This window comes from Pseudomonas sp. KB_15, assembly GCF_052114525.1.
Lineage (GTDB): Bacteria > Pseudomonadota > Gammaproteobacteria > Pseudomonadales > Pseudomonadaceae > Aquipseudomonas.
Genome location: NZ_JBFREX010000027.1, coordinates 1 through 13825 on the forward strand (window position 1 = coordinate 1; position 13825 = coordinate 13825).

Sequence of the window (13825 nt, forward strand, 5' to 3'; positions counted from 1 at the left end):
GCCTGCCTGACGTACCGCAATGACTGATTTTACGACTGCTTCGCAGCCGAACGCAGCCTCGCGGGCTCGGCAGCTGCTACAGGGTGAAGTTAATTCCCATTTAGCCGAATCGGCGGATAATGTCATTTCGATACTGCTTCATTGATTCATGGACGAAAGGCATCCGACATCTGTGGTGGGAGGCAAACCATGAAACGCACCGCATTGATCCTCGCCGGCCTGATGGCCTTGGGCGCAACCAGCGCTTTTGCCGAAGGCGGAGCCGAACGCATGCGCTATTACTACGAAAGTCTGCGACTGGCCCAGCAACAAGCCCTGGGCCACCCCATCCAAAGCACCGAGCTGCGGGTTCCGGACGATCAAACCGCACAAATGACTGAAACCTACAGGCCGAAATGATCCAGCCAGGGTCAGAGAAGACTGTCGGGCGTCCTGATGGACGCCCTTTTTTTGCCTGTTGAGTCAGAGGCTCTTGGTCCAGAACAGCATCCGTCCATGGGCAGGGTCGAACATGCCGGCGGCGAAACCGGCTTTTTCATAAGAGCCCTGCGCCACGGCATTGCCTTCCAGCACTTCCAGGGTGAGCTTGCAGCAGCCACGCTGACGGGCGATGTCCTCGACCTTTTGCAGCATCTTCTGGCTCAAGCCCAAGCCGCGAAATTTTTTCACCACTGACACATCATGCACATTGACCAACGGCCGGCAGGCAAAGGTGGAGAACCCTTCGAAGCAATTGACCAGCCCGGCAGGCTCGCCACCGACAAAGGCCAGCACACTGAAGGCGTGGGGACGCCTGGCAAGCTCTGCCGGGAGTTGCTCAAGCACATCGGCCGGTAACGGCTGGCCACCCCCCATCGGGTCCTCGGCGTAGTGGTTCAACACCAGGCAAATAGCCTCGGCATGCACCGGATTGGTGTAACTGGCCTGAAGCACAAGAATTTCTGCGGAGTCCATTTCCATCCTCGATCACACATGAAGTAGCCCCCAGCATGTGTTTCACGCTGAAGTGCCGGCAGACCATAGCGCGAGCACCGTGGTATCGACAATCGCAAACGAGGAAATGTTTGGCGCTCAAGCGCCCCAGATCAATGCTTCCGTCCATCCCAGTTCGGCAAAGTCCTTGGCCCGCAAGTGCGACTCACCGGCGCAGAAAAATTCGTCGAGTTGCGGTGGCTTGACCGAGGTGCCGCTGAGCATGGCGTGAACCTGACCGCGGTGATGGATCTGGTGTTCAAACAAATGGGACAGCAGGCGCAAACGGCTGTCGTGTTGCGGCGTGTCGCGGGCGATGGTCACGATCTTGCCGAGGCTGGCGTCGCGCAGTTGCTCGCAGTAAGCGATCAATCGACGGTCGACATGGGCCTGTTCACGAACGAGATCCGGCGCGATGAGGCAGGGTTCGTCTTCCTTGAAAAACACCCGGCAATCGGGATGCGGATCGTCGCCGCGCATTTCGCGCTCCAGGGCATCCACATAAAACCAGTCGCAGGTGAGGATGTGGTTGAGGGTCGCACGGATGCTGGGGAAGAAGCTGACCCGTGCGGCGATCAACTCCTGCGGGCTCAGCTGCCTCCAGGCCTTGGCCAGTCGGTGATTGGCCCAGGCATTCTGATAAGCCATGGTCAGCAGGTGGTGCGACAGGGGCTGATTCATGTGTGCTGCTCCCGATCAAACTTCGGCAAACCGTTGCAACTGCATTTCCTGCAATCGACTGAGGGTGCGGCGGAACGGGAATTCCAGATAACCCTCGGTATAAAGCGCTGCCATCGGCACTTGTGCCTCAAGGTACAGCGGCACCTTGCGGTCGTAGCACTCGTCAACCAGCGCGATGAAACGTCTTACGCCGTCGTCATGCACCGACAATTGCGGCAGCTCGCGATCCCCCGCTTCCACCCGCTCGACACCGTCCTCGGTACCGCGGGCGATGCGTCCGGCGCGTTTTTGCGCGCTAAGGTTGGGCACGTCACTCAACAGGATAGCGCTGTAGGTATCGCACAGGGCGATGAAATCCATGGCTGCGAAGGGTTGCTCGCACAGCGCGGCGTAACGGGTCCAGAGCACAGTCGGGCTGGTCTTGACTACCTCAAGGGCGCGGTAACCGACCTTGACCGACCCGTTCGATACCGGCTGATCCACGGTCAACCCCGCGAACACCTCACCCAATGCGCCGGACTGGCCGGGCTCGGCCACCCAGTAGCGTTGCAAACCGGCACCCGGATGCAGGCGATGGTCTTCCCCGCCATCTATCGCAATTACCTGCATGTGTTGCTTGATCGCCGTGATGGCGGGCATGAAACGGTCGCGATTGAATCCGTCGGCGTACAACTGGTCCGGCGGCAGATTGGACGTGCAAACCACCACCACGCCCTGTTCGAACATCACCTGGAACAGCCGCCCGAGAATGATCGCATCGCCGATGTCATTGACGAACAGCTCGTCGAAACACAGAACGCGAACCTCTTCGGCCAATTCACGGGCCAGCGCCTTGAGCGGATCGGCGGTGCCGGTCAGTTGAAACGAGCGCTGGTGCACCCAGCCCATGAAATGGTGAAAGTGCTGGCGCCGCGCCGGTACTCGCAGGCTTTGGTAGAACTGGTCCATCAACCAGGTTTTGCCCCGCCCGACCGGCCCCCACAGGTACACGCCACTAATGCGCGAGCGGCCTTCGTGCAGCGCTTCGTGGCATTTTTGCAGCGCCCACACGGCATGTTCCTGAGCCTCGTCCTGGACGAAGCCCTTGTGTTCGATGGCGTGCTGCCAGGCGCTCAAGGGGGATTCGGTAGTCATGGGCGGCAGTATGCCATTGCGCAAGGAGAACGCGACCAGTGATCGGCAGTTTTGTGCAGTAAGGAAAAGCGCCTTGACTCATTAAATTACTATCATCATATTTAATATATGTTGTTAGTAATTTATTAAACCCTGTCGCCATCCCTCTGGAGTCATCCCATGCATTACAAAGTTTTCGGTCGTAAAACCGGCTTGCGTGTTTCCGAACTGGCGCTGGGTGCCGGCAATTTCGGTACCGGTTGGGGCCATGGCGCCGAGCGAGACGAAGCCAGGCGCATTTTCGATGGCTACCTGGAAGCCGGCGGCAACTTCATCGATACCGCCAATGGCTATCAGGGCGGACAGTCCGAGGCCATGCTCAGCGAATTCATCGCTGCAGAACGGGATAGCCTGGTCATCGCCACCAAATACACCCTGGGGACTACACCAGCGGCCGGCATTTCCCACACTGGTAACAGCCGCAAGAACATGGTGCGCGCTGTCGAAGAAAGCCTTAAACGCCTGAAAACCGAACATATCGACCTGTTCTGGGCTCATATGAGCGACGGCGTCACGCCCATGGACGAGATCCTGCGCGGCTTCGACGATCTGGTCAGTGCCGGCAAGATTCATTACGCCGGGCTGTCGAACTTCCCCGCGTGGCGCATCGCCCGTGCCGACCTGCTGGCCGAGGTGCGCGGTTTTGCGCCAATTGCCGCGATCCAGGTCGAGTACAGCCTCGCCGAACGCACCGCCGAGCGTGAACAACTGCCGATGGCCGAAGCCCTGGGCCTGGCCGCAACCTTGTGGTCGCCGCTGGGTGGCGGCTTCCTCACCGGTAAATATCGCAACAGTGCAGGCGACAACCGCGCGAACAAGCTCGGCGTGCTGATTCACGCCGAAAAAAGCGCCCGCGAAACAGCCCTGCTCGACACCTTGATCGATGTCGCCGCAGAACTGGACGCCAGCCCGACCCACGTGGCCATCGCCTGGCTGCGGGAAAAGGCCAAACGCTCGTCCACGGCGCTGATTCCGATCCTCGGTTCCCGGACCCGTGAGCAACTGGACGCGACATTGGGGGCGCTGGATGTGCAGTTGAGTGCTGATCAACTGGCGCGGCTGGATGGTGTCAGTGAGGTGGCCAAAGGCGTGCCGCACGAATCCATTGCCGGTTCGTTCGCGCGGTTTAGCGGTGGTCAGATCCTCGACCTACCGATCGTTCCCGTCGCCTGACACCAATCAAACCTGTGGGAGCGGGCTTGCTCGCGAAGGCGTCGTATCAGTCGACATAGTTGTTGAATGACACACCGCTTTCGCGAGCAAGCCCGCTCCCACATTTCGACCGTGTACTACTTATCGACCTTATGTTTTGCCGCATACAGACACAGCATCTCCATCGCCAATGTCGCCGCCGCCAGTGAGGTGATCTCCGCACTGTCATAGGCCGGGGCCACTTCCACCACGTCCATGCCCACCAGATTGATCCCGCGTAGTCCGCCGAGAATCTCCAGCGCCTGCACCGTGCTCAGGCCGCCGCATACTGGCGTTCCCGTGCCAGGCGCAAACGCCGGATCGAGGCAATCGATGTCGAACGTCAGGTACACCGGGTTATCGCCGACCCGCGCGCGAATCGCCTCGACAATCGCTTCGCAGCCACGGCGATGCACTTGCCGTGCGTCCAGCACTTGAAAGCCCTGATGATCGTCATTGGTGGTGCGCAAACCGATTTGCACCGAGCGCGACGGGTCGACCAGCCCTTCCCTGGCCGCGTGCCAGAACATGGTGCCGTGGTCGATGCGTTTGCCCTCTTCGTCCGGCCAGGTGTCGCTGTGGGCGTCGAAGTGGATCAGCGACAGTGCCCCGTGCTTGCGCGCATGGGCCTTGAGCAGCGGATAGGTGATGAAGTGATCGCCGCCGAACGTCAGCATCGCAGCGCCGGTATTGAGGATGTGCTCGGCGTGAGCCTCAATCATTTCGGGCGTCGACTGCGGAGAGCCGTAGTCGAAATCGCAATCGCCATAGTCGATCACCGCCAGATGGTCGAACGGGTCAAACGTCCACGGCCAGTGCCGTTCCCAGGCAATCCCGACAGAGGCGGCGCGAATGCCCCGTGGTCCGAAGCGTGCGCCGGGGCGGTTGCTGGTGGCGGTGTCGAACGGTACGCCACTGACAGCCACATCAACACCACGCAGGTCACGGCTGTAGCGGCGACGCATGAAACTGGTAATGCCGGCGTAGGTGCTTTCGGCGGCCGTGCCGTAAAGGCTGTCACGGGTAAGGGCTTGATCGTTCTGCATCGGGACGTCCATTGAAGACTCCTTTTTATTATTGGCGGCTACGGAAAGTGGTCCACAGACGGGTGCGCTGACGCATGTCCTTGAGGTTCATGCTGCGGTCGGCATACAGCCGTTCGCGCACGTCAGCCAGCGGGTAGATGTCCGGATCGGTGCGCACCGCTTCATCCACCAGCGGCGTGGCGGCCTGGTTCGCCGTGGCGAAGAACAACGTGTTGGTCAGCGCCGCGACGGACTCGGGGCGCAACATGAACTCGATAAAGGCGCGGGCGGCTTCGGGGTGCGGCGCGTCCTTGGGAATGGCCAGGTTGTCCTGCCAGACGATGGTGCCTTCCTTGGGAATCCGGTAGGCAATTTCATAGGGTTTGTTGGCTTTGCGCGCCTGATCGGCGGCCATGCTCGCGTCACCGTTGTAGGTCAATGCCAGACAAACGCTGCCATTGGCCAGGTCGCTGATCTGCCGTCCGGTGGCGACGTACAGCACATTCGGCTGTAACTGATGCAGCAACGCCTCGGCGGCTGACAGATCGTTCTTGTCGGTGCTGTAGGGATCTTTACCCAGATAGTGCAGCGCCAGCCCGATCACTTCCTGGGGCGAGTCGAGAATGGCGATGCCGCAATCCTTCAACTTGCTCGCGTACTCGGGCTTGAACAGCATATCCAGGCTGTTGAGTGGCACATCCGGCAAGCGCTGCTTCACCGCCTCGACGTTCATGCCCAATCCCAATGTGCCCCAGGTATAAGGCACGCCGTAGCGGTTGCCCGGATCGACAGCGGCGAGTTTTTCCAGCAAGTCCGGATCGAGGTTGGCGTAACCCTTGAGGCCCTCGTGGGGGATCGGTTTCAACGCCCCGGCGGCAAGGCCCCGGGCCAGCACACTGGAGGACGGCACCACCACGTCATAACCGCTGCCGCCGGTGAACAACTTGGTCTCCAGCACTTCCGAAGAATCAAAGGTGTCGTAGCGCACATGGATGCCGGTTTCCTGCTCGAACCGTTGCAAGGTTTCGGGGGCGACGTAATCGGCCCAACTGTACAGATTGACCACCTTGTCTTCGGCCTGGGCCGATGCGGCCATGGCAAGGAACAGCGCGGGTAAACACAGCTTGAACATGGGAGCCATGACGAACACCTGACCAGAGGAAGTGGTTGCAGGATGCGTCGTCGGATACATTGGTGAAATATCAAGTTAATTAACCTGACTTTATGACGGAGTAATGTTTGATGCTCGGCCAACTGCATGATCTGGATCTGCAATTGTTGCGTCTGTTTGTCAGCGTGGTGGAGTGCGGCGGTTTCAGCGCAGCCCAGGGCGAGTTGGGGTTGAGCCAGTCGAGCATCAGCCAGCAAATGGCCAAGCTGGAAACCCGTCTCGGCTATCGCTTGTGCAGTCGCGGCAAGGGCGGATTCAAGATCACCCCCAAGGGCGAGCAATTGCTCAGCGCCACCCGCGGGCTGTTCCAGTCCATCGAAGCGTTCCGCCATCAATCCAACGGCGTGGCCGGACGCTTGATCGGCGAAGTGCGCCTGGGTCTGTCCGAAGCCCTGGATCAATCGGTGCTGCAACGGGTGGCCGAAGCGATCCGGCGCTTCCGTGAGCGGGACGAGTCGGTGCGTATCGAACTGATCAGCGCCATGCCCGGCGAGATGGAACGCTTGCTGCTGCAACAGCGGCTGGACCTCGCCATCGGTTACTTCTCACAAGTGCAAAGCGCCTTTGACTACCGCCAATTGTTCATAGAAACCCAGCACCTGTATTGCGCCCCGGGCCATCCGCTGTTCACCAACGCGGCCCCGGACGATCAGGACCTCCAGGCCAGCGACCGGGTCGATCACCCCTACCGTTTCCTGCGCAGTGACGAACCCTTTCAGGGCAAGCGGTGTTCGGCACGCTCGGAACAGGTCGAAGGCACCCTCGCCTTCATTCTTTCCGGCAAGCATGTCGGCTATTTGCCCAACCACTTCGCCCGTGGCTGGGAAGAAAAAGGCTTGCTCAGGGCCGTGCGTCGCAACGACATGAGTTTTGATGTCGCGTTTCATCTGGCCCGGCACCGGGCGCAGGTGGCCGGCGATGCACAGAAGGCATTCGAAGAGGATCTGCTCGCGGCGTTTGCCTGAATACGCCTTGGTCTACGCTGAAACAGTGCCGGTCATCACCATGCAAAAATGCACAGATGACCTGCACTTATCCGGGTTGTACAAGGCAAATTTGCACTGATACGATCCCCCATCGCTCGCGCGCGAGCATCTCGATAAAGAACAATAAAAGCAGGGAGTTAGTGATGACTGCTCAGGTTTCATCGAAGGGGCCGCTGTCCATGGATGCCATGCAAAACGAAGTGCTGGCCGAGGTTCGCAACCACATCGGTCATCTGACCCTCAACCGCCCCGCCGGCCTCAATGCCCTGACCCTGGACATGGTGCGCAACCTGCACCGCCAGCTCGACGCCTGGGCCCAGGATTCGCAAGTACATGCGGTGGTCTTGCGCGGCGCCGGCGAAAAAGCCTTCTGCGCCGGCGGCGACATTCGCTCGCTGTATGACAGCTTCAAAAGCGGCGACACCCTGCATGAAGATTTCTTCGTCGAGGAATACGCCCTCGACCTCGCGATCCACCATTACCGCAAACCGGTGCTGGCCCTGATGGACGGTTTTGTCCTCGGCGGCGGCATGGGCCTGGTGCAAGGCGCGGACCTGCGCGTGGTCACCGAAAAAAGCCGCCTGGCCATGCCGGAAGTCGGCATCGGCTACTTCCCCGACGTCGGCGGCAGTTACTTCCTGCCACGCATCCCCGGTGAACTGGGGATTTACCTCGGCGTCAGCGGCGTGCAGATTCGCGCCGCCGATGCGCTGTATTGCGGCCTGGCCGACTGGTACCTGGAAAGCGACAAGCTGGGCACGCTGGACGAAAAACTCGACCAGCTCGAATGGCACGACACACCGCTCAAGGACCTGCAAGGCCTGCTGGCGAAATTCGCCGTACAGCAACTGCCCGATGCGCCACTGGTGACTTTGCGCCCGGCCATCGACCACTTCTTCGCCCAACCCGACGTGCCGAGTATTGTGGAACAACTGCGTCAGGTAACGGTTGCCGACAGCCATGAGTGGGCCGTCACCACCGCCGACCTGCTGGAAACCCGCTCGCCGCTGGCCATGGGCGTCACCCTGGAAATGCTCCGTCGCGGACGCGAGCTGCCACTTGAACAATGTTTCGCCCTTGAGCTGCATCTGGACCGCCAGTGGTTCGAGCGCGGCGACCTGATCGAAGGCGTGCGCGCCTTGCTGATCGACAAAGACAAGACACCACGCTGGAACCCGCCCACCCTCGACGCACTGGACGCCGAACACGTGGCGAGCTTCTTCAGCGGGTTTGACCGGAGCGAGAGCTGAGCCATGCACGATATCGAATTGAGCGAAGAGCAAGTCATGATCCGCGACATGGCCCGGGATTTTGCCCGTGGCGAAATCGCGCCCCATGCCCAGGCCTGGGAAAAGGCCGGCTGGATCGACGACGGCCTGGTGGCGAAGATGGGTGAACTGGGCTTGCTGGGCATGGTGGTACCCGAGGAATGGGGTGGCACCTATGTCGACTACGTGGCCTACGCCCTGGCGGTAGAAGAGATTTCCGCTGGCGACGGTGCTACCGGTGCCTTCATGAGCATCCACAACTCCGTGGGCTGCGGGCCGGTGCTCAACTACGGTAGCGAAGAACAGAAACAGACCTGGCTGGCGGACCTGGCCAGCGGCCAGGTCATCGGCTGCTTCTGCCTGACCGAACCCCAGGCGGGTTCCGAGGCCCACAACCTGCGCACCCGCGCCGAACTGCGCGACGGCCAGTGGGTGATCAACGGCGCCAAGCAATTCGTCAGCAACGGCAAACGGGCCAAGCTGGCGATTGTATTTGCCGTGACCGATCCGGACCTGGGCAAACGTGGCATCTCGGCGTTCCTGGTACCGACCGACACCGCCGGTTTTATCGTTGATCGCACCGAGCACAAGATGGGTATCCGTGCTTCCGACACCTGCGCGGTCACCCTGAACAACTGCACCATCCCTGAAGCCAATCTGCTCGGCGAGCGCGGAAAAGGCCTGGCCATCGCCCTGTCCAACCTCGAAGGCGGCCGCATCGGCATCGCCGCCCAGGCGCTGGGCATCGCCCGCGCTGCGTTTGAAGCGGCGCTGGCCTACTCCCGTGATCGAGTGCAGTTCGGCAAAACGATCAATGAACACCAGAGCATCGCCAATTTGCTGGCCGACATGCACATGCAATTGAACGCTGCACGGCTGATGATCCTGCACGCCGCGCGCCTGCGCACGGCCGGCAAACCCTGTCTGTCGGAGGCGTCACAGGCCAAGCTGTTTGCGTCGGAAATGGCGGAAAAGGTCTGCTCGTCCGCCATTCAGATTCATGGCGGCTATGGCTATCTGGAAGATTACCCGGTGGAGAAGTACTACCGCGATGCGCGGATCACACAAATCTACGAAGGGTCGAGCGAGATTCAGCGGATGGTGATCGCCCGCGAACTGAAGAACTATCTGGTGTGAAGCTCTGTAGGAGCGAGCTCGCTCGCGATGCTGGTCAACGATGACGCGGGGCGCCTGAATCAACTCGGTGCCCTTGGGTTTTTCGCGAGCAGGCTCGCTCCCACAAAGGACCTCATGAACACCGAGATCCAATGTGGGAGCGAGCCTGCTCGCGATGAGGTCAGCAAATACGCCGCATTACTTGCCTTGGAATTCAGCCTCACGCTTGGCAATGAACGCCGCCATCCCTTCCTTCTGATCCTGCGTCGCAAACGCCGCATGGAACACCCGACGCTCAAAGCGCACGCCTTCGGCCAGGCTCACTTCGAAGGCGCGGTTGACGCTTTCCTTGACCATCATCGCAATCGGCAACGATTTTTTGGCGATCAACGCCGCGACTTTCAGCGCTTCATCCAGCAGCTCATCGCTCGGCACGATACGCGCCACGATGCCGCAACGCTCCGCTTCCACGGCATCGATCAAACGCCCGCTCAGGCACATTTCCATGGCCTTGGCCTTGCCCACGGCGCGGGTCAGGCGCTGGGTGCCGCCCATGCCCGGCAACACGCCGAGGTTGATTTCCGGCTGACCGAATCTGGCATTGTCGCCGGCCAGAATGAAGTCGCACATCAGCGCCAGCTCACAGCCGCCACCCAAAGCGAAACCATTGACCGCCGCGATGATCGGCTTGCGGCGGTTGGCCACACGGTCGCTGTCGCTGAACAGGTCGTCGATGTAGATCTGCGGATAGGTCAGCTCGGCCATTTCCTTGATGTCGGCACCGGCAGCGAAGGCTTTTTTCGAACCGGTCAGGACGATGCAGCCGATGTTCGAGTCAGCCTCGAAGCCATCGAGGGCCTGGTTCAGTTCGCTGACGATCTGCGCGTTCAAGGCGTTCAGCGCCTGTGGACGGTTGAGGGTGATCAGGCCAACGCGGCCGTGGGTTTCCAGCAAAATCGTTTCGTAGCTCAGCTTGTTGTCGCTCACAGGGGACTCCTTCTTATAGATTGCGCGAAATGACCATGCGCTGGATATCGCTGGTGCCTTCGTAGATCTGGCAAACCCGCACGTCGCGGTAGATCCGCTCCAGCGGGAAGTCGTTTAGGTAACCGTAGCCGCCGAGGGTTTGCAGCGCCGAGGAGCATACCTTCTCGGCCATTTCCGAGGCGAACAACTTGGCCATCGACGCTTCGACCAGGGCCGGTTTGCCGCTGTCACGCAGGGCGGCGGCGTAGTGCACCATTTGCCGTGCCACGGCGATCTGGGTGGCCATGTCCGCCAGGCGGAAGGCCACGGCCTGGTGCTCGATGATCGGCTTGCCGAAGCTCTCGCGTTCACGGGCGTAGTCGCGGGCCGCTTCGAACGCGGCGCGGGCCATGCCCACCGATTGCGAAGCGATGCCGACGCGGCCGCCTTCAAGGTTGGCCAGGGCAATCCTGTAGCCTTCACCCTCCTCGCCCAAACGGTTGGCCACCGGGACCTTCACGTCTTCGAAGAGGATCTGGCAGGTGTCGGACGCATGCTGGCCGAGCTTGTCCTCGACCCGCGCAACGGTGTAGCCCGGCGAATCGGTCGGCACGATAAACGCGCTGATGCCACGTTTGCCAGCATTCGGATCGGTCACCGCAAACACGATCACCACCCCGGCATTGCGCCCGGAAGTGATGAACTGCTTGCAGCCGTTGAGCACGTAGTGATCGCCTTCCAGACGGGCACGGGTTTTCAGGCCGCTTGCATCGGAACCGGCCTGGGGTTCGGTCAGGGCGAAGGCGCCGAGCATCGCACCGCTGGCCAGTGGTTTGAGGAAGCGTTCTTTCTGCTCATCCGTGCCGTAGTTGAGGATCGGCACGCAGCCCACAGAGTTGTGCACGCTCATGATGGTCGAGCAGGCGCCATCGCCGGCGGCGATTTCTTCCAGCGCCATGGCGTAGGCCAGGTAACCGGTGTCGCATCCGCCCCACTGCTCCGGCACCAGCATGCCGAAGAAGCCCAGCCCGGCCATCTCGCCGATGGCTTCCTTGGGGAAGCGGTGCTCGCGATCCCATTCGGCAGCGAACGGTTTCAGCCGTTCCTGGGCAAAGTCCCGGGCCATGTCGCGGATTTGTTGTTGGTCGTCATTGGGGATCATGGTGAATCCTTTGTTTGGTTCAAACGCAAAACCTGTAGGAGTGAGCCTGCTCGCGATTGCGGACTCACATTCAACATTTATGTGAGCTGATACACCGCTATCGCGAGCAAGCTCGCTCCCACAGGGATTGGTGTTCGCCTCAGTACAGGCATTCCACGGCCATGGCCGTCGCTTCACCGCCGCCGATGCAAATCGCTGCGACGCCGCGTTTCAGGCCTTTCTGGCGCAGGGCCGAAAGCAGGGTCACGAGAATCCGCGCACCGGACGCCCCGATCGGGTGACCCAAGGCGCAAGCACCGCCGTGCACGTTGAGTTTCTCGTGGGGGATTTCCAGATGAGTCATCGCGGCCATGCCGACCACGGCGAAGGCTTCGTTGACTTCCACCAGATCGACGTCATTGAGCGACCAGCCGGTTTTTTTCATCAACTTCTTGATTGCGCCAATCGGTGCCACCGGGAACAGGCCCGGGGTGTCGGCGAACGCAGCGTGGCCATGAATCACCGCCAACGGTTTCAGGCCCTGTTTCTGTGCCTGCGACTGGCGCACCAGCACCAATGCCGCCGCACCGTCGGAGATCGAACTGGAGTTGGCCGCGGTCACCGTACCGCCTTCGCGGAATGCCGGCTTCAACGAAGCGATCTTGTCCAGCTTGGCTTTTGGCGGCTGCTCGTCATTGCTGATCACGACCTGCTCTTTGCCGACCGTCACGGTCAGCGGCACGATTTCGGCCTTGAAGCTGCCGTCCTTGATCGCCTGCTGTGCGCGGGTGGTCGAGGAGATGGCGAACGCGTCCTGGGCTTCACGGCTGAAACTGTTGGTTTCGGCGCAGTCTTCGGCGAAGGTGCCCATCAGGCGGCCCTTGTCGTAGGCGTCTTCGAGGCCGTCGAGGAACATCGAGTCCTGCACCCGGCCATGGCCCATGCGGTAGCCGGCACGGGCGCGGTCAAGCAGGTACGGCGCGTTGGACATGCTTTCCATGCCACCGGCGACCACGACGTCGGCGCTGCCAGCCAACAACATGTCGTGGGCCAGAATCGTCGCTTCCATGCCGGAACCGCACATCTTGTTCAGGGTGGTGCAGCGGGTCGATTTATCCAGCCCCGCGCCCAGCGCCGCCTGACGCGCCGGGGCCTGGCCAAGGCCAGCCGGCAGTACGCAGCCGAACAACACCTCGTCGACGCTATCACTGGCGACGCCGGCGCGTTCAACCGCGGCCTTGATGGCAGCAGCACCGAGTTGCGGCGCGGTCAGGCTTTTCAGATCGCCCTGGAAACCGCCCATCGGGGTACGGACGGCGCTGACGATAACGATTGGATCGTTGGACATAGTCATGACAAATCCTCCTTACTTGGCGGCCATGCGCAAGGCACCGTCGAGACGGATCACCTCGCCATTGAGCATGCTGTTTTCAATAATATGCCTGACCAGCCCGGCGTACTCGCCTGGTTTGCCCAGACGCGGCGGAAATGGCACGCCGGCCGCCAGGGAATCGCGGACTTCCTGGGTCATGCCGGCCATCATCGGCGTCTCGAAGATGCCGGGGGCAATCGTCATCACACGGATGCCGAAGCGCGCCAGTTCGCGGGCCGCCGGCAAGGTGAGGCTGACAATCGCCCCCTTGGACGCCGAATAAGCCGCCTGGCCGATCTGACCGTCGTAAGCCGCGGCAGAGGCGGTGTTGATGATCACGCCGCGCTCGCCATCGGCATCCGCTTCGGTCTCGGCAATCGCCGCTGCCGCAAGACGCAGCATGTTGAAGCTGCCAATCAGGTTGACGTTGATCACCTGGCTGAAACTGGCCAGCGCGTGTGGACCGTTCTTGCCGAGAATCTTCTCGCCACGCACGATGCCGGCGCAGTTGACCAGACCATTGAGGCCGCCAAAGGCCTTGACCGTCGCCTGCACGGCTGCCTCGGCCGCCGCTTCGTTGCTGATGTCCGCCACCACGCTTTGCGCGCCAAGGCGCTGGGCCTGGGCTGCAACGGCCTCGGCGTTCATGTCCACCAGCATCACTTTCGCGCCAGCGGCGACCAGCACCTCCGCGGTGGCGGCACCGAGGCCGGAAGCGCCGCCAGTGACGATAAAAATCTTGTTCTCGATCTGCATCATTGTT

The 13825-nt window shown here is 61.2% G+C and carries 14 protein-coding genes; 5 read left to right on the forward strand and 9 right to left on the reverse strand.

Translation table 11 applies throughout. The annotated features are described in order from the left end of the window. Positions 1-189: 189 nt before the first annotated feature. Entirely contained in the window at positions 190-399 is a 210-nt protein-coding gene (locus AB4Z35_RS19815; RefSeq protein ID WP_007983626.1) for a hypothetical protein, read from the forward strand. A 63-nt stretch (positions 400-462) separates the two neighbouring features. Here the strand turns inward: AB4Z35_RS19815 and AB4Z35_RS19820 are convergent, their stop codons facing one another. The 3 genes from AB4Z35_RS19820 to zapE all read right to left on the reverse strand — a co-directional run bounded on the left by AB4Z35_RS19820 (position 463) and on the right by zapE (position 2787). Then, positions 463-954 (reverse strand): GNAT family N-acetyltransferase, encoded by a 492-nt coding sequence (locus AB4Z35_RS19820; protein WP_442098847.1) that lies wholly within the window; start codon positions 952-954, stop codon positions 463-465. A 117-nt stretch (positions 955-1071) separates the two neighbouring features. Then, positions 1072-1653, reverse strand: coding sequence for a DinB family protein (locus AB4Z35_RS19825; RefSeq protein ID WP_442098849.1), 582 nt, complete (start codon positions 1651-1653; stop codon positions 1072-1074). 15 nt (positions 1654-1668) lie between these two features. Next, the gene (gene zapE / locus AB4Z35_RS19830) at positions 1669-2787 is read right to left on the reverse strand and encodes a cell division protein ZapE (protein ID WP_442098851.1); all 1119 of its coding nucleotides are present in this window, start codon (positions 2785-2787) and stop codon (positions 1669-1671) included. A 159-nt stretch (positions 2788-2946) separates the two neighbouring features. On the opposite strand from zapE, the gene AB4Z35_RS19835 reads away from it, so the two are divergent. Next, a complete protein-coding gene (locus tag AB4Z35_RS19835) occupies positions 2947-3999 on the forward strand; it encodes an aldo/keto reductase (protein WP_442098852.1) in 1053 nt (350 codons plus the stop codon). A gap of 116 nt (positions 4000-4115) precedes the next feature. On the opposite strand, the gene speB is transcribed toward AB4Z35_RS19835, so the two are convergent. Together speB and AB4Z35_RS19845 are read right to left on the reverse strand one after the other, a co-directional pair. Continuing rightward, positions 4116-5075: an agmatinase gene (speB, locus tag AB4Z35_RS19840; RefSeq protein WP_442098854.1), complete on the reverse strand. Its 960-nt coding sequence runs from the start codon at positions 5073-5075 to the stop codon at positions 4116-4118. 16 nt (positions 5076-5091) lie between these two features. Next, positions 5092-6183, reverse strand: coding sequence for a polyamine ABC transporter substrate-binding protein (locus tag AB4Z35_RS19845; protein ID WP_442098856.1), 1092 nt, complete (start codon positions 6181-6183; stop codon positions 5092-5094). Positions 6184-6284: 101 nt separating this feature from the next. On the opposite strand from AB4Z35_RS19845, the gene AB4Z35_RS19850 reads away from it, so the two are divergent. From AB4Z35_RS19850 to AB4Z35_RS19860, 3 genes are all read left to right on the forward strand, one after another. Further along, complete coding sequence (locus tag AB4Z35_RS19850; protein ID WP_442098858.1) at positions 6285-7178, forward strand: LysR family transcriptional regulator; 894 nt, start codon at positions 6285-6287, stop codon at positions 7176-7178. 164 nt (positions 7179-7342) lie between these two features. Continuing rightward, positions 7343-8449 (forward strand): enoyl-CoA hydratase/isomerase family protein, encoded by a 1107-nt coding sequence (locus AB4Z35_RS19855; protein WP_442098860.1) that lies wholly within the window; start codon positions 7343-7345, stop codon positions 8447-8449. A gap of 3 nt (positions 8450-8452) precedes the next feature. Beyond that, positions 8453-9604, forward strand: a complete 1152-nt coding sequence (locus AB4Z35_RS19860; RefSeq protein ID WP_218495564.1) for an acyl-CoA dehydrogenase family protein — start codon at positions 8453-8455, stop codon at positions 9602-9604. A 177-nt stretch (positions 9605-9781) separates the two neighbouring features. Here the strand turns inward: AB4Z35_RS19860 and AB4Z35_RS19865 are convergent, their stop codons facing one another. The 4 genes from AB4Z35_RS19865 to AB4Z35_RS19880 all read right to left on the reverse strand — a co-directional run bounded on the left by AB4Z35_RS19865 (position 9782) and on the right by AB4Z35_RS19880 (position 13818). Continuing rightward, positions 9782-10555: an enoyl-CoA hydratase gene (locus AB4Z35_RS19865; protein WP_057714717.1), complete on the reverse strand. Its 774-nt coding sequence runs from the start codon at positions 10553-10555 to the stop codon at positions 9782-9784. Positions 10556-10583: 28 nt separating this feature from the next. Then, the gene (locus tag AB4Z35_RS19870; protein ID WP_007983604.1) at positions 10584-11711 is read right to left on the reverse strand and encodes an acyl-CoA dehydrogenase; all 1128 of its coding nucleotides are present in this window, start codon (positions 11709-11711) and stop codon (positions 10584-10586) included. A gap of 139 nt (positions 11712-11850) precedes the next feature. Next, positions 11851-13044, reverse strand: a complete 1194-nt coding sequence (locus AB4Z35_RS19875) for an acetyl-CoA C-acyltransferase (protein ID WP_442098863.1) — start codon at positions 13042-13044, stop codon at positions 11851-11853. 12 nt (positions 13045-13056) lie between these two features. Continuing rightward, positions 13057-13818: an SDR family NAD(P)-dependent oxidoreductase gene (locus tag AB4Z35_RS19880; RefSeq protein WP_277528850.1), complete on the reverse strand. Its 762-nt coding sequence runs from the start codon at positions 13816-13818 to the stop codon at positions 13057-13059. Between the last annotated feature and the right edge of the window lie 7 nt (positions 13819-13825).